This is a genomic window from Bacillus sp. I-2 (assembly GCF_001974945.1).
Taxonomy (GTDB): Bacteria; Bacillota; Bacilli; order Bacillales; family Bacillaceae; genus Bacillus; species Bacillus safensis.
Window position 1 is genome coordinate 62,112 of the sequence record NZ_LZRW01000045.1, and the last position, 23,492, is coordinate 85,603.

The following is a 23,492-nucleotide window of genomic DNA, read 5'->3' on the forward strand; positions in this document are numbered from 1 at the left end:
ATGAATGAAACAGTCGCTCTTTGTACTCTTTTGTGCCATTTGTTTGATTTTGACATCTTCCATTATGACACCAACGAATGCTTCTTTTAACGATGTCGAGCACAAAAGCTTTGTCATGAAAACATGTGAAAATTTTGAACAGACAGATCAGCATTGTCAGCCTAAAAAATGGGATCAAAGTCAATTGGAGCTTATCGATCAAACGATGATCGAAGGAACAGTCTGCGCACCTCAAAAGCTGAGCATGACACTAAAAAATAGTGGACAGCCTATTGCGTACTCTGAATGGAAGTGGGAATTACATAAAATAGGAAATGGTCAGAAGCCATTACAAGATGGTCATATTCTTGAGAAGGGCTTCATAAAGTCCCTGTTGTCGCAAGAAACAGCGACTGTCACGACAGATAAAACAAAAACAAATGGCAGCTATGCATTTAAAATCTATTATCCTAAAGGGTTTGGCGCATCTGATCAGGCGTACTTTTGGTCTAAACCGATGGTGCTCTCAAAGTGTCAAGAAAAGGCGTCCTAAATGGAGCTGTCTTTTAAAGTGAAAAAATGATAGGCGAAGGGGAGAAGGGGTTATGAAAAAATGGATGAAGATGTCTGGGAGTATTCTTTATGTGATGGTGTTCACGGTGATGATAGCCTCTATTATTGTCGTGTTGTCATCAAGAACAACAGGAGGAGAACCTCAGATCTTCGGTTATCAATTGAAGCAAGTATTATCAGGTTCGATGGAACCAGAATTTTCAGCTGGGTCACTGATTGTCGTAAAACAGGTCGCCTCACCTGAGACGCTCAAAAAAGGAGATATTGTTACGTTTCAAACAAAGCAGGATCAGTCCTTTGTGACCCATCGAATTGTTGGGGTGAAGGGAAAGGGTGCAAATAAAGCGTTTGAGACGAAGGGTGACAATAATATGTATCAGGACGGCACGCTGGTAAAAGCGGATCAGGTAACTGCGCAGTATATGGGAGTGAATATTCCCTATGCAGGAAAGCTTCTTTCGTATGCAGGGACATCTGCTGGAACTGCTTTGCTCCTTATCATACCAGGTGTCATGCTGCTCGTTTATTCAACCATTCATTTTGTGGGCGCAGCGAAACATCGTAGACACACGGCTGATGTACATATGAAAGAGGAACAAGCTTAAATCGTTTGTAACCTAATCAGGTTTCAATAAAACAATAAATTAGGGGGTTTATTATTCATGGCAATGAAGAAATCAATTCGTTTAGGTGTATTATCAGGGGCTTTAGGTCTTGCATTAATTGGCGGGGGAACATGGGCGGCGTTTAATGATATTGAAAAGGCAAACGCGGTCTACTCGACAGGAGAGCTGGATTTATCTGCTAAAGAGAACTCCGACGCCATCAACCTTTCGAACTTAAAACCTGGTGATCGGATCAAGAAAGAATTTCATTTTGATAATAAGGGATCCCTAGCGATAAACCAAGTGCTGATGAGTCTTGATTATAGCCAGTTTACTGATGGATCTTCCGCGAAGAATGGCGGTAAAAATACAGCTGAAGAATTTCTCAGCCAGTTTCAGGTGAGTGTTCTTACGGTTGGAGCCGAAGGTGGAAATGGTTATCCGAAAAATATTATTTTAGACCATGCAAACCTGCTTGACTTGCATCAATTAACGTCAAAACAGGATCAGACCGCATTTGAAAAGCTTCGTCATGCCGTCGATGAGAAGTTTTTACATGAAAGTGGGAAAATTAATGTAGCAACTGTTGATGGAACAGTGGCTCCAGAGTATGACGGCATTCCAAAGAATCCGTTTGATTACGATAAAGTGGAAATGATCATTGAATTTATCAATGACCAGACGAAGGATAAAGCTGGTCACTATATCCAAAATAAATACCAAGGCGATGCGATTCAAATTGATCTTTCCTTCGAAGCGACTCAGTGGAATGGTTTAACGATCAATCCAAAAAAGCATACGGATGAAAAAGGCTACGTGAAAGAAAACGAAAAAGCACACAGCGAAGATAAAAAATAAAGCCAGTCTTTAGGCTGATATCAAGGTCTGCATAGCAATTGGAGGAGTATGCGCTAAAACGTGCGCTTTACTCCTCTTCTTGCTTTTTTCTCCAGATTTGATAATCTAAAAATTCACGAAATTGCTTTTTCGAAACCCCTGATGTCATTGCATCTCGAACTAGTTTTTCCCATTCACTATCTAATTGACCATCGTATTCGGTTTCATCTTTTTCGTTTAAAAGTGTATGAACCGAGACGTCCAGAACAGCGGAGATTTTTTCAAGAAATTGAATGGAGGGGTTTGTTTGCAAGTTTCTTTCTATTGAGCTTAAATAAGACTTCGCTACCCCAGCCTTTTCGGCCAGTTCTGATAGTGAGTAGCCTTTTTCATTGCGGTATTGTTTAATACGCTGGCCAATCAATGTCATCACCTTCCTTTCGATATTATAGCACATTCAGAAAGGTTTGATAGAATGACTTCTTACCAGAGGGGGAGACTCAGAGGACTTTTCATATGATTTGAGGAAATGACGGACTTCTTCAACTGTTAGTCCTGCCTTGCGAGCTTCGCGTAATAATTGAATCCATTCACTGTCTAATTTGTTCGTTTTCTTTTCCATACAAATACCCTCCTAAAATACTGAATCATGTATTTCAGGCACTTAACGCATGAAATGGAAAGACATAGGTGGTAAGACCTCATAGTTTGCTTGCGTCATGTTTCCGCCCAATACAAACAGACAAACTTAGCTTTAGACTGATCGAAAATTGTATGTCACATAAAAGGGGAGGGGGACCATGAGTCAACCTCCTCTTTTTTGCTGTAAGTAAAAAAGTCCGCCATTTTCAATCGTAAGACTGATTTTTGGTTCATATAAAGTTTTAAGTGCTTGTCTTTCTATTTCATATTCTACAGATGTGTCTGAAGTCCCTTCATAAAATTGGTTTAAAAGTTCGGAGTCTTCCTTCCATTTTTGAACGGCTCGCACTGCCCAGTCGTCCGGCTCCTCATGGGCATAACGCTCCATGAGGCTGTAGAGCCGTTTGATTCCGCTTTCTGGCTTAATCATTGTACTCATTGTAAAGCAATAATCGGGAATTTGAGACGACAGCTCACGAGCTTCCAGCTTTTCTTGAAATTGTTCAATGACTTCTCCGCGAATGAGATGAAGGCCTAATGATAAAAGCTTATCCTTCTTCCGGTCTGCAAGATAAGAAATTTTTACATTGAGACCAAGCCATGGCTCAAGGGCGATCTGGTTGTTCGTGAGCGGGCTGACTCGTTCATAAAGCCGGATAAAACGGCCCTGTTGTTTGACCGCCTCAAATATTTGAAATAACCGGGGGGAGCCGAAATGGATAAATTCACCATTGGTCGTATCACCCGCTTTTTTTTGATCTGTGATGAATGTCAATTGCCGCGGTTCAGGTACACCGCCAGTTTTTTCAAGCCAGTGCCAATAAAAAGGACGGTTCATAATCAATTTATCCATTTCGATTGTCAGCTGTACGGTCATATGTCCTGCACTTTCTTCTAATATGCTGCATTGATTCGCCTTGAAAAAACGGAGAAGAAAGGTGTGAATGTCATGCTGCTCCATTGATCAACTCTCCTTTATGAGCCTTGCTGTCTTTTTTCTAAAAGTGGTGTTTGTGCTTCAGTTAAATAAGAAGCAAACTGGGTTAATTTCTTTTTCATGTCTCCGTCCGGTTCATGCTGGAAGAGGATTTGATGCAACTTTGTTTCGACATCTTCAATATCAATCCTCGTTAAAATATCATCTAAATCGCCTATGACGTTTTCAAACAGCTGAATTTTCTCATATAAAAGCTTTAAAATATGCTCTTCAACTGTTCCGTTTGTTGACATATTGTAAATGTGGACATCTCGCTCTTGGCCAAGTCGGTGGATACGTCCAATTCTCTGTTCTAAACGCATCGGGTTCCACGGGAGGTCGTAGTTAATGATTTGGTTACAAAACTGAAGATTAATCCCTTCGCCGCCAGCTTCTGTCGCAATTAACACTTGCGCCCGTTCTCTGAATAAATCTTTCATCCAATCTTTTTTGCCTCGCTTAAAGCCGCCTCGAAATGGCACAGAGCTTATGCCATTTTGCTGTAGAAACCATTGTAAATAAATTTGTGTGGCGCGGTATTCGGTGAAAATAATGACCTTCTCATTTAACTGCTGAATGAGTTTGACGACTTCAAGCGCCTTTGAGTTTTGCTCCACTTGATTGATTTTCTCCATGATTTGCGTTATAGCAGAAGATGCGAGAATATGCTTTTCTTCTTCCTGCATTTTTTTAATCGTCATATAAACTGCTTCACGGCTTGAACAGCATTCTCGTTCCAAGGTCATAATGGAAAACATATGCTTTGTATAAGACGGATTCTCTTTCAGCTTGCAGATTTCATCATACAATGCTTGTTCTGTCGGAGAGAAATCAATGGAAATCGTTTTGACATGCCGTTTTGTCCACTCGATGCCTGTGTCTTGTCTTCGGTTTCGAATCATCACTTTATTGACGAGCTGTTTTAATCGGTCATGGTCTTCAAGCTGCAAGTCCTTTTTGGCAAAGATATCTTTAAATTGATGTTCATTTCCTAGGTGTCCTGGCTTCAGAAGGGAAACAAGATTAAATATTTCTCCGATCCGGTTTTGAATAGGTGTCGCTGTCAGCAGCAGGCAGAATTTCTTATTCAGGTTTCTCACAAATTCATAGTTTTTCGTTTTATTGTTTTTCAGTTTGTGTGCTTCATCGATAATGACCATATCGTAGGCAATCGATAAAATCGTGTCTCGATGCGGCTGTCTTTTGGCTGTGTCAATAGAGGAAACGACAACGTCACACTGCTCCCACACATAGCTCTTTTTTTGTTCAACAGCATCAATATAAAATTTCGTCCGCAGCTCCTGTACCCACTGAGACACAAGGGAGGCGGGGACGAGAATGAGAATCTTTTTGGCAAGTCCACGAATCATGTATTCTTTGATAATGAGTCCTGCTTCTACGGTTTTTCCAAGTCCCACTTCATCTGCTAGAATGGCTTTCCCATTCATTTCTTCTACGACTCTTCTGGCTACTTCGAGCTGGTGCTTTAAAGGTGTGAACGCAGGCAGGTGCGCGGGAGCTTGCAGCCCCTCGAATGAATCAATGGCTGTGACTTTTTGAACCTGCGTCGCTAAACGATACATATCCCAGTTCGCCCAGGGGCCGTCTGCTGAAAGCCGCTGCTGAAACTCATTTGCCCATTCCTGATCAAAAATCGTTTGAATATTCAATGTGGTCGCCTGCCTTTCTTTCTAGTAGGATCTGATAAAATTGTTCTGTTTTTAAACGCTTCATTTTTTTAGAGGTCTCTAAAAGACTAGATATATGAATAAAAGCGAACGATATCGAAAGGTTATTTTAAAAATGTTAATGATTTTTCTGTTGCTCTTCATCCATTTCTAATGGTAGGATGTTGATAAGTGATCTAGAAAATAAGTCACCCATTTTGATAGTATGTCCAATAAATGTGAAAAATATGAGCGGATGATGGTATGGGGAGAGACTTGGCGGTTATTTTGCACTGGCAGGCGCCGAAGGAGCAAGCTGAATGATTCAGTGAATCTCTCAGGCAAAAGTACTCTTACCGGACGCAACTCTGGAGAGTGTTTGCTTAAGGGTTTTAGCAAACCACCAAAGGGGAAAACGCACAATGATATTGTGCTGTAAACTTTCAGGTGCAAGGACAGAGACTTCTTTTTGATAAAAGGGAGCGCTCTGTCCTTTTTTGCTGTGATTTTTTTCTGAAAATTCAGCTTGCATTTGCACTGTAAGAAAAAAGGGGGAAACGATTGATGTTGAAACGAACACCGCTTTTTCATGCGTATGAAACGTTTGGCGCAAAAACCATTGACTTCGGGGGCTGGGAATTACCTGTCCAATTTTCTTCCATTAAAGAAGAACATGAAGCTGTTCGAACAAAAGCAGGGCTTTTTGATGTGTCTCACATGGGTGAGGTGGACGTCAAAGGTCAAGATGCTTTTCCATTTTTACAAAGGTTATTAACCAATGATGTGTCTAAGCTGACAGACGGTAAGGCACTATATACAGCCATGTGTTATGAAGATGGCGGAACGGTAGATGACCTGCTCGTCTACCAAAAAGAAAAGAATCACTATTTACTTGTCATCAATGCATCAAATATCGAAAAAGATGTGGATTGGCTATTGAAGCACCAAGAGAAGGATGATGTATTGATCAAAAATATTTCTGATCAAACCGCCTTGCTAGCGCTTCAAGGACCTCTTGCAGCTGACATCATCAAAGAGGTGGCAGATGAAGAGGTGACATCGCTTAAGCCATTTACGTTTTTATCAAAAGCTGAGGTCGCAAATAAAGAAGTGCTCGTTTCCAGAACAGGCTACACAGGGGAAGACGGCTTTGAAATCTACTGCCAGTCAGAAGATGCGGTTCACCTTTGGTCAGCTTTATTAGAAGCGGGGCAGCCAAAAGGACTCATTCCATGCGGACTCGGTGCACGTGACACCTTGAGATTTGAAGCAAGACTTCCGCTTTATGGCCAGGAGCTGACAAAGGATATCTCTCCATTAGAAGGCGGCATTGGTTTTGCTGTCAAAACGGATAAAGAAGCTGATTTTATCGGAAAAGCTGCACTTAAAAAACAAAAAGAAGAGGGACTGAAACGAAAGCTTGTCGGCATTGAAATGATCGATAAAGGGATACCGCGTACAGATTATCCAGTCTTTTCAGGAGAAAAGCAGGTTGGGATTGTTACAACGGGCACTCAATCCCCAACATTAAAGAAAAATGTCGGGCTTGCTTTGATCGAAACCTCAGTGGCGGAGCTTGGGGCAGAGGTGGAGGTACAAGTTCGCAAAAAACGTCTAAAAGCCAAAATCGTCGCAACACCATTTTATAAAAGAGCCAAATAACGAGGGGGAATAGAGGATGAAGCACAGGTATTTGCCGCAAACAGAGCAAGATCAAAAAGAAATGCTGGATGTCATCGGCGTTCAGTCGATTGATGAGCTTTTTTCAGATATCCCAGAGAAAGTTAGATTCAAAGGAGCATACAACATCAAAGAAGCCGCATCTGAAACAGCACTTGTCAGGGAATTATCCCGACTAGCTGCAAAGAATAAGGATACAGTTTCCTATGCATCGTTTCTTGGAGCTGGTGTATATGATCATTACCAGCCTGTCATTGTCGATCATGTCATCTCACGCTCTGAATTTTATACAGCGTATACACCTTATCAACCTGAGATTTCGCAAGGTGAATTGCAAGCGATCTTTGAATTTCAAACAATGATTGCTGAGCTGACTGGTATGGATCTTGCCAACTCCTCGATGTATGATGGCGGGACGGCACTGGCTGAAGCGGCAATGCTCGCTGCGGGACACACAAAGAAGAAAAAAGTGGTTGTTTCTGAAACGGTTCACCCTGAATCAAGAGCGGTGCTGAAAACATACGCCAAAGGACAAAACATTGAAGTTGTTGAAGTGCCTGCGAAAAAAGGGCAGACAGATCTAGCTGCATTGGAAAAGGCGGTCTGCGATGATACAGCAGCAGTTCTCGTGCAATATCCAAACTTTTTTGGTGTAGTCGAGCCGTTAAAAAACATTGAACCCATTGCACATAAAGGAAAAAGCCTATTCATTGTCTCTAGCAACCCCCTCGCACTCGGACTATTGACGCCTCCTGGAAAACTCGGGGCAGATATTGTCGTTGGTGATGCGCAGCCGTTCGGCATCCCGGCTGCATTTGGCGGACCTCACTGCGGATATTTTGCCGTGACGAAAAAGTTGATGAGAAAAGTGCCAGGTCGTTTAGTCGGGCAGACAGAAGATGAAAATGGTGTTCGTGGATTTGTTCTGACCCTTCAAGCGCGTGAACAGCACATTCGAAGAGATAAAGCGACGTCAAATATTTGCTCAAACCAAGCATTAAATGCGTTAGCTGCTTCTGTTGCCATGACGGCACTAGGGAAAACAGGCATAAAAGACATCGCCTATCAAAACGTGCAAAAAGCCCATTATGCCAAGACGCAGGCAGAAAAATATGGACTGCAGGCGGATGTAGAAGGAGCTCATTTCAATGAATTTGTGATCAAGTTACAGGAGCCTGTGAAAGAAGCCAATAAACGATTGCTTGAAAAAGGAATCATCGGCGGCTACGACTTAGGGCTAGACTACCCAGAGCTTCAGCAGCACATGCTTGTAGCCGTGACAGAGTTAAGAACAAAAGAAGAAATTGATACGTTTATCAAGGAATTGGGGGATCGCCATGAATAAACAAGATCAGCCGCTTATTTTTGAATTATCTAAAGAAGGAAGAATAGGGTACAGCCTGCCTGATTTAGATGTACCTGAACAGGAGATCCCGTCTTTATTTGATGAGACGTACATCCGTGATGAGGATGCTGAGCTTCCTGAAGTATCTGAGCTTGATATTATGCGTCATTATACAGCATTATCAAGACGCAATCATGGGGTTGATTCCGGATTTTATCCTCTTGGCTCTTGCACGATGAAATATAATCCAAAGATTAATGAAAAGGTTGCACGCCTTGCAGGGTTCTCGCAGGTTCATCCGCTACAAGAGGCAGACACTGTGCAAGGTGCATTAGAATTACTATACGATCTAGGTGAACATCTTGAAGAAATTACGGGAATGGACGCTGTGACATTACAGCCTGCGGCAGGAGCACACGGCGAGTGGACGGGACTCATGATGATCCGTGCGTACCATGAAGCAAGAGGAGATCATCAGCGTACAAAAGTCATTGTGCCTGATTCTGCTCATGGAACGAACCCGGCATCTGCGACAGTCGCTGGATTTGAAACCATTACCGTCGCATCTGACGAAAACGGGCTTGTTGATTTAGAAGATTTACGCCGCGTTGTTAATGAAGAAACAGCTGCTTTAATGCTTACAAACCCGAATACACTAGGCCTCTTTGAAGAAAATATTTTAGAAATGGCTGAAATCGTTCACGGAGCGGGCGGTAAGCTTTATTATGACGGAGCCAACTTGAACGCTGTTTTAAGCAGAGCAAGACCAGGAGATATGGGATTTGATGTTGTCCACTTAAATCTTCATAAAACCTTTACAGGCCCGCACGGAGGCGGAGGTCCTGGCTCAGGTCCTGTTGGCGTTAAAAAGGAATTAATTCCTTATTTGCCAAAGCCGGTGCTTGTGAAGAAGGAAGGCCGTTTTTACTTTGATCATGACCGTCCAGAATCAATTGGGCGCGTGAAGCCATTCTATGGCAACTTTGGCATTAACGTCAGAGCTTATGCGTACATCCGCTCGATGGGGCCAGACGGTTTAAAGGCTGTAACCGATAATGCCGTGTTAAATGCGAACTATATGATGCGCCGCTTAAGTGCTCATTATGATTTGCCGTTTGATCGTCACTGTAAGCATGAATTTGTCCTTTCAGGTAAACGTCAGAAAAAATTAGGTGTGCGGACACTGGATATTGCCAAACGATTACTTGATTTTGGCTATCATCCGCCAACGATCTACTTCCCGCTCAATGTAGAGGAATGTATCATGATTGAACCGACTGAAACAGAATCAAAAGAAACACTTGATGCATTCATCGAAGCAATGATTCAAATTGCGAAAGAAGCAGAAGAGAATCCTGAAGTGGTGCAGGAAGCGCCGCATACAACGGTCGTCAAACGTATGGACGAAACAAAGGCCGCCCGAAATCCAGTTCTCGTTTTTGAAAGAAAATAAAGAAAAAAAGACTCAGGGGGAATCATGTTCCCAGAGTCTTTTTTGTTAGTTTTTCGTTTTAATGCGGCCGCCCCATTTTTTAAAGCCGCCTTTTAAATTATAAATCTCACGGCAGCCGTTTTTACGTAAAGTTTGGGCTGCTTTTCCGCTTCTAAAATTATTTTGACAATAGAGATAAACAGGCTTGTCAGGACGTATTTCATTTTTGCGCTGCTTTAGCTGGGAAAGGGGGATATTTCTTGCCCCTAAAATATGTCCGCCTTCAAACTCATTTGGCTCTCTCACATCAATGAGCTGGGCTTTGCGGTAACCTTTAATAAATTCTTCTTCCGTCAGCGTTTTCATAATGCGCTGCTGATAAATGTAGCTGCCGATGGAATAAAGAACGAAAAGTCCACAAAGTGAGAGGACGATATAGTTGAATATTGACAATACAACTCGACTCCTTCTTGAGCATCAGCACAGTAGCCTGTCTGATGGTACGTTTTAGACAAATACTATTATAGTAAAGCATAAGAAACTTGTCATCATAAATGGTAAGAATTATTTTCAATTCCGTCCCTATTTGATAGACTGATGAAGAGAGAAAACCGGTGGTCACCACCATCATCTAACATTGACTACGTAAAAGAGAAGGGATTTTATATGCAAAAAGAGAAATGGTGTTTCATTGATTCAGGAAACCAAGACCCTGCCTTTAACATGGCAATGGACGAAGCTTTGCTTTATTGGCATAGCGAGAAGCTCATCCCGCCTGTTATCCGCTTTTATGGATGGGATCCGGCGACATTATCTGTTGGGTATTTTCAGAACGTTGAAAAAGAAATCAACCTAGAAGCCGTCAAGCGATATGGTCTTGGATTTGTCCGCAGACCAACCGGAGGACGGGGAGTACTTCATGACCAGGAGCTGACCTACAGCGTGATTGTGTCAGAGGAACATCCAGAAATGCCAGCGACGGTGACAGAGGCGTACCGCGTTATTTCAGAAGGCATTTTAGAGGGCTTTAAAGAGCTGGGACTCGATGCGTATTTTGCCATTCCTCGTACAGATAAAGAAAAGGAAAGCTTAAAGAACCCAAGATCATCTGTATGCTTTGATGCCCCTTCTTGGTACGAGCTTGTTGTAGAAGGCAGAAAGGTAGCGGGCAGTGCTCAGACGAGACAAAAAGGTGTCATTCTCCAGCATGGATCTATTTTAATTGACCTTGATGAGGACAAATTGTTCGATTTGTTCCTTTATCCAAACGACCGGGTGAGAGAGCGGATGCAGCGAAGCTTTAAAAACAAAGCGGTTGCGATCAATGAAATCTCAGACCGAACATGTACAATAGACGATGCGCGTGCTGCGTTTAAAAGAGGGTTTGAAAAAGGATTAAATATTGAGCTTGAACCTTATGAGCTGACAGATGAAGAATTAGCGTTTGTCCATCATCTTGCAAAAACGAAATATGCCTCAGATGATTGGAATTACAAGCGTTAAGCCGATGGACACGCCTTGTTTTTTAATGAACGATGGTGTAGAATTGGGTTGATTATTAAGTAAAGGTGCATTATGGAGGGGTTTTATGACTACACCTAGTATGGAAGATTACATTGAACAAATTTATATGCTGATAGAAGATAAAGGATATGCCAGAGTCTCTGATATTGCAGAAGCACTCGCTGTCCATCCCTCCTCTGTAACAAAAATGGTTCAGAAGCTAGATAAAGATGAATACCTCATTTATGAGAAGTATCGTGGTCTAATTTTAACCCCGAAAGGCAAAAAAATTGGAAAACGTCTCGTATACAGACATGAACTGCTAGAGCAATTTTTAAGAATCATTGGTGTAGATGAAGAGAAAATTTATGATGATGTAGAAGGCATTGAACATCATCTCAGCTGGAACAGCATTGACCGCATCGGCGATCTCGTTCAATTTTTTGAAGAAAACGATGAGCGATCTGTTCAGCTGAAAGCGATTCAAAAGAAAAACGAACAAACAAATCAAGAATCTTAATCAAAAAGGACACCCTCAGCATGGGTGTCCTTTTTGATTAAAGTTCTAATTGAAAGCAAAAGCTCCTACACTATTATTAGCGTGAAATCAAAGGGGGCTCCTTGATGAAGATAGATGGTGTGTTCTCAGGTGGAGGCATTAAGGGGGCAGCGCTTGCAGGTGCCTATGAAGCGCTTGAAGCAAGAGGATTTCAATTTGTCCGTCTTGCTGGTACAAGTGCTGGAGCAATCATTGCTTCACTCATCGCAGCAGGTTTTACAAGCCAGGAAATTCGCACGCTTTTAGATGAAATGGATGAGCATCAATTGCTTGATAGGAGATGTCAATTCATCCCGTTTAAAATGCTCAGGTGGGTATCCATTTACTGGCGTCTTGGTCTTTATAAAGGAGACCGGCTGGAAAAATGGCTGACCGATGTGCTAAAACGAAAAGGGGTCACCGTGTTTGGAGACCTCAAAAAAGATTCGCTGAAAATCGTTGCGTCCGATTTAACGAATGGAAAAATCCTCGTGCTGCCAGACGACCTTCCTTCATATGGCTTAAATCCAGAGCGGTTTTCCGTGGCGAGGGCCATTCGAATGAGCTGCAGCTTGCCGTATTTTTTCGAACCTGTCAAACTGAAGTCATCAAAAGGCATTTGTACCATTGTAGATGGAGGAGTGCTGAGCAATTTTCCAATTTGGCTGTTTGCTGAAGAGAAAAAAAGACCGTTCGTCGGTGTCACATTAACGCCAAACGAAAAAGAACGCCCTCAACACTCCATCCGCAATGCGTTTGAACTGTTTGGCGCTCTTTTTGAAACGATGCGTGGTGCTCATGACGAAAGACATATCGCCACAAAACACGAACGTCATATTATTTTTATTCCTGTAGAACACGTCATTGCCACTGATTTTCAACTCATGACAGAAAAGAAAAAGGCGCTCGTCGATCTAGGCAGACAGAAGGCCGAGCAATTTTTAAAAAGCTGGACATTTTAAAATAAGGCGCGATTCTTCTTTTTGTTTTTCTTGCCTTCAATCACAGTCAAATGTGTTTGGCTTTTCTTTTTGAGAAGGACGGGCTTAGACTTGTGGTCAGTCGGCACGCTTCGCAAATGAGTGACCCGATTTTTCATCTGGCTTTTCGTTTTTGGTTTAGGCTGCTGGTAGCGACGTTTTGATTGTTTGACTGCTTTACGATAAAGATTGCCCTCTGTTCCAGTTCTTCGATTCATCAGCCATCTAAATAGGAAAAATAGAGCCGCTCCAACGATCACAACAGACAGCAGCATGGTAAAAAGTCTGCCTGGGTTCGTTGTGAGTAAGTACACAAATCCCAAAACACCTAAAGCGAAAATAATGGTAAAAGCAGGATGTACTCGGCGATTCATAACTGTCCACCTCCGAAGGAATTTACCGGATTTATAAGTTAGATCACTTGATGAGCAGAATCTGACGCTTGTTTCAGTGACGTTTCCTCTAAACGAAGAAGTTCATTAAAACTTGCAATGGCTACCTCGACTTGATCGTCAGAAGGTTCTTTTGTTGTGAGCAATTGCAGCCAAAGGCCAGGATAGCCAAGCACTTTAAGCACAGGCACTTCTCGGAGTTTGTTCGTGAGCTGAAGCACTTCAAATGAAATGCCCAGAACAACCGGAATAAGTGCCAAGCGGTTCAGAACTCTCACCCATAAAGGATCTGTCGGTACGAGTAAATAGACGAACATCCCGACAATGACAGTGAATAAAATAAAGCTGCTGCCGCATCGATAATGCAGGCGGGATTGCTTTTGGACATTTTCCACTGTGATGTCAAGGTTCTGTTCATAGCAGTTTATGACTTTATGTTCTGCCCCATGATATTGAAATACTCTTTTAATTAAAGGGGTCATGGAAATAAAGTAAATATAGCCTAATAAAAGGACCAATTTGAAGAATGTTTCCACTGCGATTTGTGCGAAATTCCCTGAAAAGATGGGGCGCACAAGCTCTGCTAAAAAGACAGGTACCAGGGTAAAGACAAATTTACTAAAGAGTAGAGAGAGAACTCCGATCACAGCAATGCCGAAGATCATGGATAATTTCGAGCCTTTTTGTTCTTTTTCAAGAGTATGATCTTCAGAAGGATCTAAGTCATATCGCTCACTGGAGAAGTTTAAGTGCTTACTGCCGTTTGCGCTTGCTTCAACAAGTGCAGCAACACCCCTGACAAAGGGGATTTTCTTGAGAAAGGCGGTTCGTTTATTGGAGGTCCGGGGAAGCTTCAAAAACTCAATGGACTGGTCCTTTCGCCGAATCGCTGTCACATAGTTCTTCTTACCTCCGAACATGACACCTTCGACAACTGCCTGCCCTCCATAAGCTGGAGGTTTTGTTTGATTGGACATATTTCATCAACCTGCCTGTTTCCTGTAATTTACATGCATTTCCTTATACCTTTATTGTACAGGAAATGAGGGGAAATCACTAGCTCACAGGTCGATTATCTACTAGAATTCTATCTACCTCTTTTTAGCCAGTATACCCTGTTTTAAAAATTTTACACTCACGCATGGAAATCCTTTTTTTTCATGACATTTTGGACATACTACTTGCTGGAGGTGTTCACAAATGAAACGTGATGAAAAGAAAAACCAAGAAGAAAAAAATCAGTCCGTGCAAACGACATCACTTGTGGCAAGAGCGGCTGCTACAGGCTTTGTCGGCGGTGTTTTTTGGGGCTTTATCGGGTTTCTGACCCATGTGTTTCATTTTTCAGAGGTGAGTCCCAATATGCTGCTTCAGCCATTTGTGCTTGGAGAATGGAAAAAGGGAGGACTTGGTATTTTTATCAGTATTGTGCTGTTAGGAATTTTATCGATTGGAGCCGCCTTTATTTATTTTGGGCTTTTAAAAAGGATCAAAGGCTTTTGGATGGGTTTAGTATATGGCGGGCTTTTATGGCTGCTCGTTTTTTACGTATTTAATCCCATTTTCCCAGATGTAAAGCAAGTACAAGAGTTGCAGCAAAGCACCATTATCACGACATTTTGCCTATATATTTTATATGGCATGTTTGTCGGGTACAGCATTTCGTTTGAATATAATGAATTGACGAGTCAGAAGCTTGCGAGGGCACTCGGGAAAAAGACAGAATAAAGTGTAAATCACCTATTCATATGATAAAATATTTTTGGAAACGAAAGGTTTCTAAGGAAAAAGAAACAGATCTCGATATAGATTGAATTAGGGTGAAGGAGTGGTCATATGCCTCATTTTCTTGTACTGAATGGACCCAATTTAAATAGGCTTGGCAAAAGAGAGCCTGCTGTTTATGGAAGTAAGACGCTGACAGATTTAGAGACGGATTTGTTCCAGTTCGCAGAACGAGCAAACATCCAATTAACGTTCTTTCAATCAAATCACGAAGGGGATTTGATTGATGCGCTCCATGAAGCAGAAGATCAGTACGATGGTGTCGTGTTTAACCCGGGTGCATTTACCCACTACAGCTATGCGCTGAGAGATGCCATTGCAAGTATTTCTTTATCAGTCATTGAAGTACATATCACAAATGTTCATAAGCGAGAGGAATTCCGCCATCATTCTGTACTTGCTCCAGTATGCCAAGGACAAATCGTTGGGCTTGGCTTAGAAGGGTATAAATTGGCGATTCGATATTTAGTCAGTGAAGGGGGAGCAGCATCATGAAACTTGAAAAACTAAGAGCACTTTTAAGTGAATTAGAGATCGATGGCCTTGTCATTACAAGCAGTTTTAATTTACAGTATATGACCAGCTTTACCGGGTCAGCCGGTCTTGCTGTCGTTTCAAAGGACCGGGCAGCTTTTATCACGGACTTCCGCTATACAGAGCAAGCGAAGGATCAAGTCAAAGGCTATGACATCATTGAACATAAAGGAAACATTGCGGAAACGGCTGCTCAAACGGCAAAGGAATTTGGAGTGAAACGCCTTGGGTTCGAACAAAACCATATGACATTTGCCACGTATCAGCAGTACGCAGCCAAAGCAGGCGGTATAGAGCTTGTTCCAGTCTCTGAATCAGTTGAAAAGTTGCGCTTGATTAAGTCTAGTGAAGAGATTAAGATATTAGAGGAAGCTGCGAAGATTGCAGATCACGCCTTTGATCATATTCTCACTTACATCAAGCCGGGCCTGACGGAAATTGCTGTCATGAACGAGCTTGAATTTTTCATGAGAAAAGAAGGTGCTGAAGGATCTTCATTCGATATGATAGTGGCCTCAGGTGTTCGTTCAAGCCTGCCTCACGGAAGAGCGAGTGAAAAGGTGATTGAATCTGGTGATTTAGTGACACTCGATTTCGGTGCTTACTATAAAGGCTATTGTTCTGATATGACAAGAACGATTGCTGTCGGAACACCAAGCGACAAGCTAAAGGAAATTTATCATATCGTATTAGAAGCAGAAAACGCTGGTGTGGATAGAATCAAGCCAGGCTTAACAGGAAAAGAAGCTGATCGCATCACACGAGACATCATTGAAAAGTATGGCTATGGTCAATACTTCGGGCATTCAACCGGGCACGGGCTAGGTATGGAAGTACATGAAGCGCCAGGCCTTTCCTTACGATCAGAGGTCGTCTTAGAAGAGGGAATGGTCGTCACAGTTGAGCCGGGGATTTACTTGCCAGATGTCGGCGGCGTGAGAATTGAGGATGATATTGTCCTGACAGCTGACGGCAATAAACGATTGACCCACTCACCGAAAGAACTTATCATATTATGATGGTGAAATGTAGGAGGATGACAAAATGATTTCAGTAAACGATTTTCGTACTGGCCTGACAATTGAAGTGGACGGCGGTATTTGGCGAGTAGTGGATTTTCAGCACGTAAAACCAGGAAAAGGCGCAGCGTTTGTTCGTTCGAAACTGCGTAACCTGCGTACAGGTGCCATTCAAGAAAAAACATTCCGCGCAGGCGAAAAAGTAGCGAAAGCTCAAATCGAAACAAAAACAATGCAATACTTGTATGCAAATGGCGATCAGCATGTCTTCATGGATACAAGTTCTTATGAGCAGCTTGAACTAAGTGAAGCACAAATTAAAGATGAGCTGAAATATTTGCTTGAAAATATGTCTGTTCAAATCGTGATGTACGGTGCTGAAACTCTTGGAGTAGAACTTCCAAACACAGTAGAACTAGAAGTGGTAGAAACAGAGCCTGGTATTAAAGGTGACACAACATCAGGCGGCTCAAAACCTGCAAAAACTGAAACTGGTTTAATCGTCAACGTTCCTTTCTTTGTGAACCAAGGAGATAAACTAGTGATTAATACATCAGACGGCTCATACGTTTCAAGAGCGTAATGAACGAAAAAAGACTGTAAACCTCGTGTTTACAGTCTTTTTTATTGGAAAAATGACTCCTCAAGGCAGGCCTTCTCTCAATTCTCTCATTCATCTCTCTTCCCTCCTGAAAAACAAGACTACTTCCAGCTGGTCAAGCATATAGTGTAAAAAAAGCTGGAGGTTCTATATGAAACAATTTCTCCCAGGTCTACACCCGTCAGTCGCTGCAATGGCAGGCATGAGATTCTTATCCGCCGCCATTGAACTGACGGCAGCCATCCTTATTTTAATCACAAATGATGTACGGAAAGCGGTGGTCATCAATAGTATATTGGCCATCATCGGGCCACTCATATTTATTATCACGATGACGATTGGAATCTATCAAATTGCCGGGCAGCTATCCTATGCAAAGCTCGTGTTCATTTTCATTGGTGTCGTGTTTATTCTTGTTGGGATCTATAAGTGAAACGGCTTGGCATAATTAACGGCTCACATCATACATTTTAGAGAAGAAAAAAAGGAGGGGAATTCGTTGCGGAGTTTGTTGGATATTCTCCCGCACTCGATTGGACAAGAACTCAGGTTGCTAAAAGAGGCAGAATGGGCGCAAATAGAAGAAATCCGCATTCGCACGGATCGTCCTATTGAATTAATGCAGGGAGGAAAACCACGTTTCCTTTCTTATCACACAACCTGGGAAGATGCGTCTCAGCTATTAGGCAGGCTGAGCAATTACAGCATGTACACACTTGAGGAAGAGCTAAAACAGGGCTATATCACTATATCTGGCGGACACCGGGTAGGACTTGCTGGAAAGGTGATCGTTGAAAACGGATTTGTTAAAGGGTTAAGAGATATCTCTTCATTTAATATCCGCATTGCCAAAGAAAAAATCGGGATTGCGCTTCCTTTTCTTCCTTATTTATATGAAGAGCACTGGCACAATACACTCATCATCGGCCCCCCGCAAACGGGAAAAACCACATTGCTCCGGGATATAGCACGTCTTGCTAGTACAGGCACAAAAACCATTCCTCCTAGAAAAACAGGCATTATTGATGAGCGTTCTGAAATCGCCGGATGTATCAGAGGAGTGCCGCAGCACCATTTTGGCCACCGGATTGATGTACTCGATGCGTGTCCAAAGGCTGAAGGATTGATGATGATGATTCGGTCTATGAGCCCAGAGGTCATGATTGTCGATGAAATCGGAAAAAGTGAGGATGTCGAGGCACTTTTAGAAGCGATTCATGCCGGAGTCAGCATCATCGTCTCAGCTCATGGATATTCACTTGAAGATGTATATAAACGACCTTCTTTTAAACCGTTATGGGAGCTTCGTGTGTTTGAACGATATGTTGAATTAAATCGAAACAATGGGCCTGGCACGATCGGGCGAATGTACGGCGGGGACGGCCAAGAGATGAAATGGAGGCGGGGAGTGGACGTATGTTAAAGCTCATTGGCGCTATTTTCATTGTCGCGGCCACGACTTGGGGAGGATTCGAGTTTGCCAAACGATATAGCGACAGACCTAAACAAATTCGGCAGCTGCGGTTTGCTCTCCAGTCTCTTGAAGCTGAAATTATGTATGGTCAAACCCCTTTAGCGCGGGCGGCAGAGCAAATTGCAGCGCAGGTAGGTCCTCCTGTCAATCAGCTGTTTGAACAATTTGCAGAAAAACTGAAAGTGGGGACCTTTTCTGCACGCCATGCATGGAACGAAAGTCTTGAGGATGTTTGGAAAAAAACCGTATTGAAAAAAGGCGAATATGAGGCGCTGAAGCACTTTGGAGAAACACTTGGCCAGCATGATGTCACTTCTCAGCAAAAGTATATCAAGCTTGCTTTAGGCCATTTGGAATCAGAGGAGAAAGAAGCTGAAATCGCCCAAGCGAAAAATGAAAAAATGGTTAGAAGCCTCGGGTTTTTAAGCGGATTACTACTGATTCTTTTATTGATGTGAGAGGAAGGGAGTCGAGAGCATGGGCGTTGATGTAAACGTCATTTTTCAAATTGCCGGAGTAGGCATCGTCGTGGCCTTTCTCCATACGATTTTAGACCAAATGGGGAAGAAAGAGTACGCTCAGTGGGTGACGCTGCTTGGGTTTATCTACATTTTGTTTATGGTGGCAACCATTGTAGACGATTTGTTTAAAAAGATTAAAGCCGTATTTCTATTTCAAGGATAGGGGAGGGCTTACAAATCGAAATCATACAAATTGTTGGACTTGGTTTAATCGCTACTTTTTTAGCATTAATCGTCAAAGAACAAAAGCCAACCTTCGCCTTTATGCTTGTTGTTTTTACCGGATGTGTGATTTTTCTTTATTTAATTGATCAAATCTATGCCATTATCTCGATGATTGAAAAAATTGCAGCAAGTGCCGGCGTCAATATGAAGTATGTTGAAACCATATTGAAGATCATTGGCATTGCCTATATTGCGGAATTTGGCGCTCAGCTGACGAAGGATGCTGGACAAGGGGCCATTGCATCCAAAATAGAGCTAGGCGGCAAGATTCTCATCTTGGTGATGGCAGTCCCGATTTTAACAGTCATCATTGAGACGATCTTAGGAATGATCCCGTCCATGACGTAAATGAAAAGAGGTGATGACAATGAAACGGGTGACCGCTTTAATGGGATTGATGCTTTTCTTTTGGCTGATTGCTCCGCATGCAGGGGCAGAAGAAAAAGAACCTTTATCTAATGAACAGCCAGCAGCACAGGTAGTGGCGAATGGACAGGCTGATGCACTTGAGCTTCATTCCATCAGTGACTTTTGGGAAACCATTTTGGACGAGTATGGCGGCTTTTTGCCAGAAAGCCAGAAGGGCACAGTGAAGGAAATGATTGACGGCGATAAAGAGCTGTCTCCCCAAACATGGCTGAAAGCCTTTGTACATTATCTATTTCACGAGATCATTGCAAACGGAAAGCTCCTAGGTACTCTGATTTTACTTACCATCTTTTGTTCGCTTTTGCAGCTTTTGCAAAATGCCTTTGAACAAAGCACCGTCAGCAAAGTCGCATATGCTCTTGTTTATATGGTGCTGATTATTATTGCACTCAACAGCTTTCATGTGGCGATTTCCTATGCCACAGAAGCCATTCAAACGATGACCAGTTTTATTCTTGCTCTTATTCCTCTTTTACTAGCGCTTATTGCTTCATCAGGCGGACTTGTCTCAGCCGGATTCTTTCATCCCGTTATTTTATTTTTAATGAACACGAGCGGTGTTTTCATTCAGTATGTCGTTCTCCCGCTCATCTTTTTATCAGCAATATTGAGCATTATCAGTACGCTGACCGAACAATACAAGGTCACCCAGCTTGCTCAGCTGTTAAGAAATGTGGCAATTGGCGGGCTTGCCGTTTTTTTAACCGTTTTTCTCGGCGTCATTTCCGTTCAGGGTGCATCTGCGGCCGTTACGGATGGAATCGCTCTTCGTACAGCCAAATTCATTACCGGAAACTTCATCCCTGTCCTAGGCAGAATGTTTACAGATGCGACCGATACCGTGATCAGCGCCTCTGTTTTACTCAAAAATACAGTCGGACTAGTTGGGGTCGCCATTTTGATTTCAATTGCCGCTTTCCCGGCGATTAAAGTACTTTCGTTAGCCCTTATCTACAAGCTTGCTGCTGCCATCCTTCAGCCGTTAGGGGGCGGACCCATCATCAGCTGTCTTGATGTCATTTCAAAAAGTGTGCTGTATATATTTGCCGCACTTGCTGTTGTGTCGCTCATGTTCTTTTTAAGCATTACCGTCATTATCACTGCGGGTAACCTGACCATGATGATGAAGTAAGGAGGGGACACCTTTTGAGTTTTCTCACGGAATGGATCACAAGTATTATTCTTTTTATTTTATTTGCGATTGTTATTGATCTTCTGCTTCCCAATTCGAGCATGCAAAAGTATGCAAAAATGGTCGTCAGCCTGCTGCTAATCGTGGTCATGCTCAATCCGATTTTTGCTTTATTTCGAGCAGATCCTGATCAAATTTTTTCAGAATTGATGAAAGGGAAGGAAGAAGCGCAGTCAGAAGAAATAAAAAATCAGATGAATTTAGAAAAAAAAGAAATACAAGCCTCTCAGCGTGCATATATTTTAAAGCAAATGGCTGTCCAACTAGAAAAAAGCGCAAAGGAGCCACTGGAGAAGGAGAGCTATGTAATGAAACACGTAGAAGTGCTGGCTGATGAGGAGCATCTGGATCAGAATATGGAGGCGGATCAATTTCGCATCAAAGCAGTTCTTTCCCCGCTCACAGGTGATGCTGTAGAAACGGTGGCAAAGGTGGACATTGATCTCTCCAAGCAAAAGGAGGAAAGCGCTGGATCTTCTAGCAAAGAGATCACGAGGGTGAAAGAGACACTTGCTGATGTTTGGAATACGAGTCCTGAGCACATCGCGCTGAACATTGAGGGAGGTGACGCAGCAGATCATGAATAACAAGGACTGGAAACAAAAGCTGAAATCATTCTTCCAGCCGCCAAAAAAAGGTGAAGGGAAACCCAAATTAACGAAGCACCATTACTTGCTGCTTGTATTCATTATCGGCGTATCTTTCATGTTAGTCAGTCAGATCTTGTCACCGCCATCAAGCAAACAACAAGCTGCGGTTCCTGCTTCTAAAAAAACATCCTCAGAAGAGCAGGAGGTATTCAAACCGGCATCCTCAGGTAAACCAAAAAATTCAATTGAGGACGTGGAGCAAGAATACGAAAATCAGCTGAAAGAAATTTTAGAGACCATCATCGGCGTTGAGGATGTATCAATTGTGGTCAATGTAGATGCAACGTCTTTAAAAGTGTTTGAAAAAAACAAATCCAATAAAAGTACAACGACCGAGGAAACAGATAAAGAAGGCGGCGTGCGAAGTGTCACCGATCAAACAAAAGAAGAAGAAGTCGTCATCATCAAAAATGGCAATGAAGAAACACCAGTCGTTGTTCAAACGAAAAAACCAGAAATCCGAGGTGTCCTCGTTGTTGCTCAAGGAGTAGACAACGTTCAAATAAAGAAAACCATCATTGAAGCGGTTACACGAGTGCTTGATGTACCGAGCCATAGAGTGGCTGTTGCCCCTAAAAAAATCAAGGAGGATTCGGAATGATGTTAAAAAAACAAACGGTTTGGCTATTAACGATGCTAAGTTTAGTTGTCGTATTAAGTGTGTACTATATCATGTCTCCACAGGGTGAAAATGCAGTGACAGTAGAAGATACGAAATCAAAAGGCACTGAAGAGAAAAAGGTTGAAACAGAAAAAGGGACGGACAAAGGCATGGAAAAAGGCGCTGATAAGAAATCCACTGACAAAGAAACAAACGGCAAACAAGAGGATATCGAAACAAGCGGTGAAGAAGGAAAGGCTGTGTCAGAGCAAACAGACGATGAGCTTTTTACAACATACAGACTAGAGCTTGAAGATAAACGAAGCAAGCAGCGCGAAGAATACAATGAAATTGTCTCCAGTGACGATGCAACAGCACAAGAAAAAAGTGAAGCATACGATCAAATGACAGCGCTCAGTGAAGCAGAAGGAACTGAGCGTCAGCTTGAGACCTTGATCAAAACAAAAGGCTATAAAGATGCGCTCGTAAGTGCTGAAGGGGATAAAGTGAGCATCACGGTTCGTTCTGATAAAAAATCAAAGTCTCAAGCGGCCGATATTATTGATATGGTCACAAAAGAAATGAGAGGTCTTGATAACGTAGCTGTCACTTTCGAGCCCACTAATCAATAAAAAAGAACTGGCGCCCTTTGCGGAAAAGGGCGTTTTTTGATGCGGCTTGACGCCCCCTCCAAGATGCTTTCGCGAGGCCTTTCGCCACAATAGTAGTTGAATTCATTGAAATCCTCCTGTAAGATGGTTATAGTATGTACTTTTAGTACTAGCCTATAATAAAAAGATAAATCCATACATAGGGGTGCAAATCCATGTTAAAAATCGAAGAAATTCATGAACTGATTAAATTAATTGACGACTCTACAATTGATGAGTTTACGTACGAAAATGAAGGTGCAAAAATCAAACTGAAGAAAAATAAAGAAGTCGTTCAGCAAGTTGCGGCACAAGCACCAGTGGCTCCTGTCCAAGCAGCTCCAGCTCAACAAGCTCCTACAGCACAAGCTCCAGCTCAGACCGAAGCCCCTGCACAAGAGGCAGCTGCGTCTGAAAATCTGCATAAAATCACATCCCCAATGGTTGGCACATTTTATGCTTCATCTTCACCAGAAGCAGATCCATACGTGACAACAGGCTCTAAGGTGAAGGAAAATTCAGTTGTATGTATCGTGGAAGCGATGAAACTGTTTAATGAAATCGAAGCAGAAGTAAAAGGTGAAATCGTCGAAGTATTAGCTGAAAATGGTCAGCTTGTAGAATTCGGACAACCCCTCTTTCTAGTGAAAGCAGAGTAAGGA

At 42.5% G+C, this 23,492-nt stretch carries 30 protein-coding genes and 2 riboswitches; of the genes, 23 read left to right on the top strand and 7 right to left on the bottom strand.

Translation table 11 applies throughout. The features are described from left to right. The first annotated feature begins 4 nt into the window (after window positions 1-4). The 3 genes from tapA to tasA are packed head-to-tail and all read left to right on the top strand — an operon-like array spanning window position 5 to window position 2,015. Window positions 5-532, top strand: coding sequence for an amyloid fiber anchoring/assembly protein TapA (gene tapA, locus BAE31_RS16705; RefSeq protein WP_076840975.1), 528 nt, complete (start codon window positions 5-7; stop codon window positions 530-532). A gap of 52 nt (window positions 533-584) precedes the next feature. Then, the gene (gene sipW / locus BAE31_RS16710) at window positions 585-1,157 is read left to right on the top strand and encodes a signal peptidase I SipW (protein WP_041106855.1); all 573 of its coding nucleotides are present in this window, start codon (window positions 585-587) and stop codon (window positions 1,155-1,157) included. A gap of 57 nt (window positions 1,158-1,214) precedes the next feature. Beyond that, window positions 1,215-2,015, top strand: coding sequence for a biofilm matrix protein TasA (gene tasA, locus BAE31_RS16715; protein ID WP_076840976.1), 801 nt, complete (start codon window positions 1,215-1,217; stop codon window positions 2,013-2,015). Window positions 2,016-2,082: 67 nt separating this feature from the next. Here the strand turns inward: tasA and sinR are convergent, their stop codons facing one another. The 4 genes from sinR to BAE31_RS16735 form a co-directional block, all read right to left on the bottom strand. Then, on the bottom strand, window positions 2,083-2,418 hold the full coding sequence (gene sinR, locus BAE31_RS16720; protein ID WP_087975811.1) for a transcriptional regulator SinR: 336 nt from the start codon (window positions 2,416-2,418) through the stop codon (window positions 2,083-2,085). A 33-nt stretch (window positions 2,419-2,451) separates the two neighbouring features. Next, complete coding sequence (locus BAE31_RS16725) at window positions 2,452-2,616, bottom strand: anti-repressor SinI family protein (protein WP_076840977.1); 165 nt, start codon at window positions 2,614-2,616, stop codon at window positions 2,452-2,454. Window positions 2,617-2,799: 183 nt separating this feature from the next. Beyond that, window positions 2,800-3,597 (bottom strand): YqhG family protein, encoded by a 798-nt coding sequence (locus BAE31_RS16730; RefSeq protein ID WP_041106849.1) that lies wholly within the window; start codon window positions 3,595-3,597, stop codon window positions 2,800-2,802. A gap of 14 nt (window positions 3,598-3,611) precedes the next feature. After that, window positions 3,612-5,282 (bottom strand): DEAD/DEAH box helicase, encoded by a 1,671-nt coding sequence (locus BAE31_RS16735; protein ID WP_041106847.1) that lies wholly within the window; start codon window positions 5,280-5,282, stop codon window positions 3,612-3,614. Between the two features lie 253 nt (window positions 5,283-5,535). Beyond that, window positions 5,536-5,642: riboswitch (glycine riboswitch) on the top strand. A 3-nt stretch (window positions 5,643-5,645) separates the two neighbouring features. After that, window positions 5,646-5,740, top strand: a riboswitch (glycine riboswitch). Between the two features lie 103 nt (window positions 5,741-5,843). Between BAE31_RS16735 and gcvT the strand changes: the two genes are divergently transcribed. The 3 genes from gcvT to gcvPB are packed head-to-tail and all read left to right on the top strand — an operon-like array spanning window position 5,844 to window position 9,757. Then, window positions 5,844-6,941: a glycine cleavage system aminomethyltransferase GcvT gene (gene gcvT, locus BAE31_RS16740; protein ID WP_076840978.1), complete on the top strand. Its 1,098-nt coding sequence runs from the start codon at window positions 5,844-5,846 to the stop codon at window positions 6,939-6,941. A gap of 16 nt (window positions 6,942-6,957) precedes the next feature. Continuing rightward, window positions 6,958-8,304 (top strand): aminomethyl-transferring glycine dehydrogenase subunit GcvPA, encoded by a 1,347-nt coding sequence (gcvPA, locus tag BAE31_RS16745; RefSeq protein WP_076840979.1) that lies wholly within the window; start codon window positions 6,958-6,960, stop codon window positions 8,302-8,304. Then, a complete protein-coding gene (gene gcvPB / locus BAE31_RS16750; RefSeq protein ID WP_041106844.1) occupies window positions 8,297-9,757 on the top strand; it encodes an aminomethyl-transferring glycine dehydrogenase subunit GcvPB in 1,461 nt (486 codons plus the stop codon). The genes gcvPA and gcvPB overlap by 8 nt, the downstream gene beginning before the upstream one ends. A 45-nt stretch (window positions 9,758-9,802) precedes the next feature. On the opposite strand, the gene BAE31_RS16755 is transcribed toward gcvPB, so the two are convergent. Continuing rightward, window positions 9,803-10,183 carry a rhodanese-like domain-containing protein gene (locus BAE31_RS16755; RefSeq protein WP_024422963.1) on the bottom strand — a complete coding sequence of 127 codons (381 nt, stop codon included), beginning with the start codon at window positions 10,181-10,183 and terminating at the stop codon, window positions 9,803-9,805. 219 nt (window positions 10,184-10,402) lie between these two features. On the opposite strand from BAE31_RS16755, the gene BAE31_RS16760 reads away from it, so the two are divergent. The 3 genes from BAE31_RS16760 to BAE31_RS16770 all read left to right on the top strand — a co-directional run bounded on the left by BAE31_RS16760 (window position 10,403) and on the right by BAE31_RS16770 (window position 12,739). Next, entirely contained in the window at window positions 10,403-11,239 is an 837-nt protein-coding gene (locus BAE31_RS16760; RefSeq protein WP_034280239.1) for a lipoate--protein ligase family protein, read from the top strand. 85 nt (window positions 11,240-11,324) lie between these two features. Then, window positions 11,325-11,759: a transcriptional regulator MntR gene (mntR, locus tag BAE31_RS16765; protein ID WP_024422961.1), complete on the top strand. Its 435-nt coding sequence runs from the start codon at window positions 11,325-11,327 to the stop codon at window positions 11,757-11,759. Window positions 11,760-11,863: 104 nt separating this feature from the next. Next, window positions 11,864-12,739: a patatin-like phospholipase family protein gene (locus BAE31_RS16770; protein WP_024422960.1), complete on the top strand. Its 876-nt coding sequence runs from the start codon at window positions 11,864-11,866 to the stop codon at window positions 12,737-12,739. On the opposite strand, the gene BAE31_RS16775 is transcribed toward BAE31_RS16770, so the two are convergent. Next, window positions 12,736-13,131: an SA1362 family protein gene (locus tag BAE31_RS16775; RefSeq protein WP_034280242.1), complete on the bottom strand. Its 396-nt coding sequence runs from the start codon at window positions 13,129-13,131 to the stop codon at window positions 12,736-12,738. The genes BAE31_RS16770 and BAE31_RS16775 overlap by 4 nt on opposite strands. A gap of 38 nt (window positions 13,132-13,169) precedes the next feature. Beyond that, window positions 13,170-14,126 (bottom strand): DUF1385 domain-containing protein, encoded by a 957-nt coding sequence (locus BAE31_RS16780; RefSeq protein WP_076840980.1) that lies wholly within the window; start codon window positions 14,124-14,126, stop codon window positions 13,170-13,172. A 223-nt stretch (window positions 14,127-14,349) separates the two neighbouring features. On the opposite strand from BAE31_RS16780, the gene BAE31_RS16785 reads away from it, so the two are divergent. The 14 genes from BAE31_RS16785 to accB all read left to right on the top strand — a co-directional run bounded on the left by BAE31_RS16785 (window position 14,350) and on the right by accB (window position 23,489). Continuing rightward, the gene (locus tag BAE31_RS16785; RefSeq protein ID WP_076840981.1) at window positions 14,350-14,877 is read left to right on the top strand and encodes a YqhR family membrane protein; all 528 of its coding nucleotides are present in this window, start codon (window positions 14,350-14,352) and stop codon (window positions 14,875-14,877) included. A 108-nt stretch (window positions 14,878-14,985) separates the two neighbouring features. Next, window positions 14,986-15,429, top strand: a complete 444-nt coding sequence (gene aroQ, locus BAE31_RS16790; RefSeq protein WP_041106837.1) for a type II 3-dehydroquinate dehydratase — start codon at window positions 14,986-14,988, stop codon at window positions 15,427-15,429. Continuing rightward, entirely contained in the window at window positions 15,426-16,487 is a 1,062-nt protein-coding gene (locus BAE31_RS16795) for a M24 family metallopeptidase (protein ID WP_076840982.1), read from the top strand. The genes aroQ and BAE31_RS16795 overlap by 4 nt, the downstream gene beginning before the upstream one ends. A 25-nt stretch (window positions 16,488-16,512) precedes the next feature. Continuing rightward, window positions 16,513-17,070: an elongation factor P gene (gene efp, locus BAE31_RS16800; protein ID WP_024422954.1), complete on the top strand. Its 558-nt coding sequence runs from the start codon at window positions 16,513-16,515 to the stop codon at window positions 17,068-17,070. Window positions 17,071-17,239: 169 nt separating this feature from the next. Next, window positions 17,240-17,521 carry a YqhV family protein gene (locus BAE31_RS16805; RefSeq protein ID WP_024422953.1) on the top strand — a complete coding sequence of 94 codons (282 nt, stop codon included), beginning with the start codon at window positions 17,240-17,242 and terminating at the stop codon, window positions 17,519-17,521. 66 nt (window positions 17,522-17,587) lie between these two features. Then, window positions 17,588-18,511 (top strand): stage III sporulation protein AA, encoded by a 924-nt coding sequence (spoIIIAA, locus tag BAE31_RS16810; protein WP_034280251.1) that lies wholly within the window; start codon window positions 17,588-17,590, stop codon window positions 18,509-18,511. Next, window positions 18,505-19,020, top strand: a complete 516-nt coding sequence (gene spoIIIAB, locus BAE31_RS16815) for a stage III sporulation protein SpoIIIAB (RefSeq protein ID WP_024428003.1) — start codon at window positions 18,505-18,507, stop codon at window positions 19,018-19,020. The genes spoIIIAA and spoIIIAB overlap by 7 nt, the downstream gene beginning before the upstream one ends. Window positions 19,021-19,039: 19 nt before the next feature. Further along, entirely contained in the window at window positions 19,040-19,246 is a 207-nt protein-coding gene (gene spoIIIAC / locus BAE31_RS16820) for a stage III sporulation protein AC (RefSeq protein WP_003153142.1), read from the top strand. Further along, window positions 19,243-19,656, top strand: a complete 414-nt coding sequence (spoIIIAD, locus tag BAE31_RS16825) for a stage III sporulation protein AD (RefSeq protein ID WP_087978339.1) — start codon at window positions 19,243-19,245, stop codon at window positions 19,654-19,656. The genes spoIIIAC and spoIIIAD overlap by 4 nt, the downstream gene beginning before the upstream one ends. Before the next feature lie 19 nt (window positions 19,657-19,675). Beyond that, window positions 19,676-20,869 carry a stage III sporulation protein AE gene (spoIIIAE, locus tag BAE31_RS16830; RefSeq protein WP_041106833.1) on the top strand — a complete coding sequence of 398 codons (1,194 nt, stop codon included), beginning with the start codon at window positions 19,676-19,678 and terminating at the stop codon, window positions 20,867-20,869. A 14-nt stretch (window positions 20,870-20,883) separates the two neighbouring features. Beyond that, window positions 20,884-21,516, top strand: a complete 633-nt coding sequence (spoIIIAF, locus tag BAE31_RS16835; protein ID WP_024422949.1) for a stage III sporulation protein AF — start codon at window positions 20,884-20,886, stop codon at window positions 21,514-21,516. Next, window positions 21,509-22,180 (top strand): stage III sporulation protein AG, encoded by a 672-nt coding sequence (gene spoIIIAG / locus BAE31_RS16840; protein WP_041106832.1) that lies wholly within the window; start codon window positions 21,509-21,511, stop codon window positions 22,178-22,180. Before spoIIIAF ends, spoIIIAG begins: the two co-directional genes overlap by 8 nt. Next, on the top strand, window positions 22,180-22,812 hold the full coding sequence (locus BAE31_RS16845; RefSeq protein WP_024428006.1) for a SpoIIIAH-like family protein: 633 nt from the start codon (window positions 22,180-22,182) through the stop codon (window positions 22,810-22,812). The genes spoIIIAG and BAE31_RS16845 overlap by 1 nt, the downstream gene beginning before the upstream one ends. A 194-nt stretch (window positions 22,813-23,006) precedes the next feature. After that, window positions 23,007-23,489, top strand: a complete 483-nt coding sequence (gene accB / locus BAE31_RS16850; RefSeq protein ID WP_061109343.1) for an acetyl-CoA carboxylase biotin carboxyl carrier protein — start codon at window positions 23,007-23,009, stop codon at window positions 23,487-23,489. The last annotated feature ends 3 nt before the right edge of the window (window positions 23,490-23,492 follow it).

Coding starts and splice junctions, on each gene's coding strand:
- tapA (WP_076840975.1), top strand. CDS start 5: ATGAAACAGTCGCTCTTTGTACTCTTTTGTGCCATTTGTTTGATTTTG.
- sipW (WP_041106855.1), top strand. CDS start 585: ATGAAAAAATGGATGAAGATGTCTGGGAGTATTCTTTATGTGATGGTG.
- tasA (WP_076840976.1), top strand. CDS start 1,215: ATGGCAATGAAGAAATCAATTCGTTTAGGTGTATTATCAGGGGCTTTA.
- BAE31_RS16725 (WP_076840977.1), bottom strand. CDS start 2,616: ATGGAAAAGAAAACGAACAAATTAGACAGTGAATGGATTCAATTATTA.
- BAE31_RS16730 (WP_041106849.1), bottom strand. CDS start 3,597: ATGGAGCAGCATGACATTCACACCTTTCTTCTCCGTTTTTTCAAGGCG.
- gcvT (WP_076840978.1), top strand. CDS start 5,844: ATGTTGAAACGAACACCGCTTTTTCATGCGTATGAAACGTTTGGCGCA.
- gcvPA (WP_076840979.1), top strand. CDS start 6,958: ATGAAGCACAGGTATTTGCCGCAAACAGAGCAAGATCAAAAAGAAATG.
- gcvPB (WP_041106844.1), top strand. CDS start 8,297: ATGAATAAACAAGATCAGCCGCTTATTTTTGAATTATCTAAAGAAGGA.
- BAE31_RS16760 (WP_034280239.1), top strand. CDS start 10,403: ATGCAAAAAGAGAAATGGTGTTTCATTGATTCAGGAAACCAAGACCCT.
- mntR (WP_024422961.1), top strand. CDS start 11,325: ATGACTACACCTAGTATGGAAGATTACATTGAACAAATTTATATGCTG.
- BAE31_RS16770 (WP_024422960.1), top strand. CDS start 11,864: ATGAAGATAGATGGTGTGTTCTCAGGTGGAGGCATTAAGGGGGCAGCG.
- BAE31_RS16775 (WP_034280242.1), bottom strand. CDS start 13,131: ATGAATCGCCGAGTACATCCTGCTTTTACCATTATTTTCGCTTTAGGT.
- BAE31_RS16780 (WP_076840980.1), bottom strand. CDS start 14,126: ATGTCCAATCAAACAAAACCTCCAGCTTATGGAGGGCAGGCAGTTGTC.
- BAE31_RS16785 (WP_076840981.1), top strand. CDS start 14,350: ATGAAACGTGATGAAAAGAAAAACCAAGAAGAAAAAAATCAGTCCGTG.
- aroQ (WP_041106837.1), top strand. CDS start 14,986: ATGCCTCATTTTCTTGTACTGAATGGACCCAATTTAAATAGGCTTGGC.
- BAE31_RS16795 (WP_076840982.1), top strand. CDS start 15,426: ATGAAACTTGAAAAACTAAGAGCACTTTTAAGTGAATTAGAGATCGAT.
- efp (WP_024422954.1), top strand. CDS start 16,513: ATGATTTCAGTAAACGATTTTCGTACTGGCCTGACAATTGAAGTGGAC.
- BAE31_RS16805 (WP_024422953.1), top strand. CDS start 17,240: ATGAAACAATTTCTCCCAGGTCTACACCCGTCAGTCGCTGCAATGGCA.
- spoIIIAB (WP_024428003.1), top strand. CDS start 18,505: ATGTTAAAGCTCATTGGCGCTATTTTCATTGTCGCGGCCACGACTTGG.
- spoIIIAC (WP_003153142.1), top strand. CDS start 19,040: ATGGGCGTTGATGTAAACGTCATTTTTCAAATTGCCGGAGTAGGCATC.
- spoIIIAE (WP_041106833.1), top strand. CDS start 19,676: ATGAAACGGGTGACCGCTTTAATGGGATTGATGCTTTTCTTTTGGCTG.
- spoIIIAG (WP_041106832.1), top strand. CDS start 21,509: ATGAATAACAAGGACTGGAAACAAAAGCTGAAATCATTCTTCCAGCCG.
- BAE31_RS16845 (WP_024428006.1), top strand. CDS start 22,180: ATGTTAAAAAAACAAACGGTTTGGCTATTAACGATGCTAAGTTTAGTT.
- accB (WP_061109343.1), top strand. CDS start 23,007: ATGTTAAAAATCGAAGAAATTCATGAACTGATTAAATTAATTGACGAC.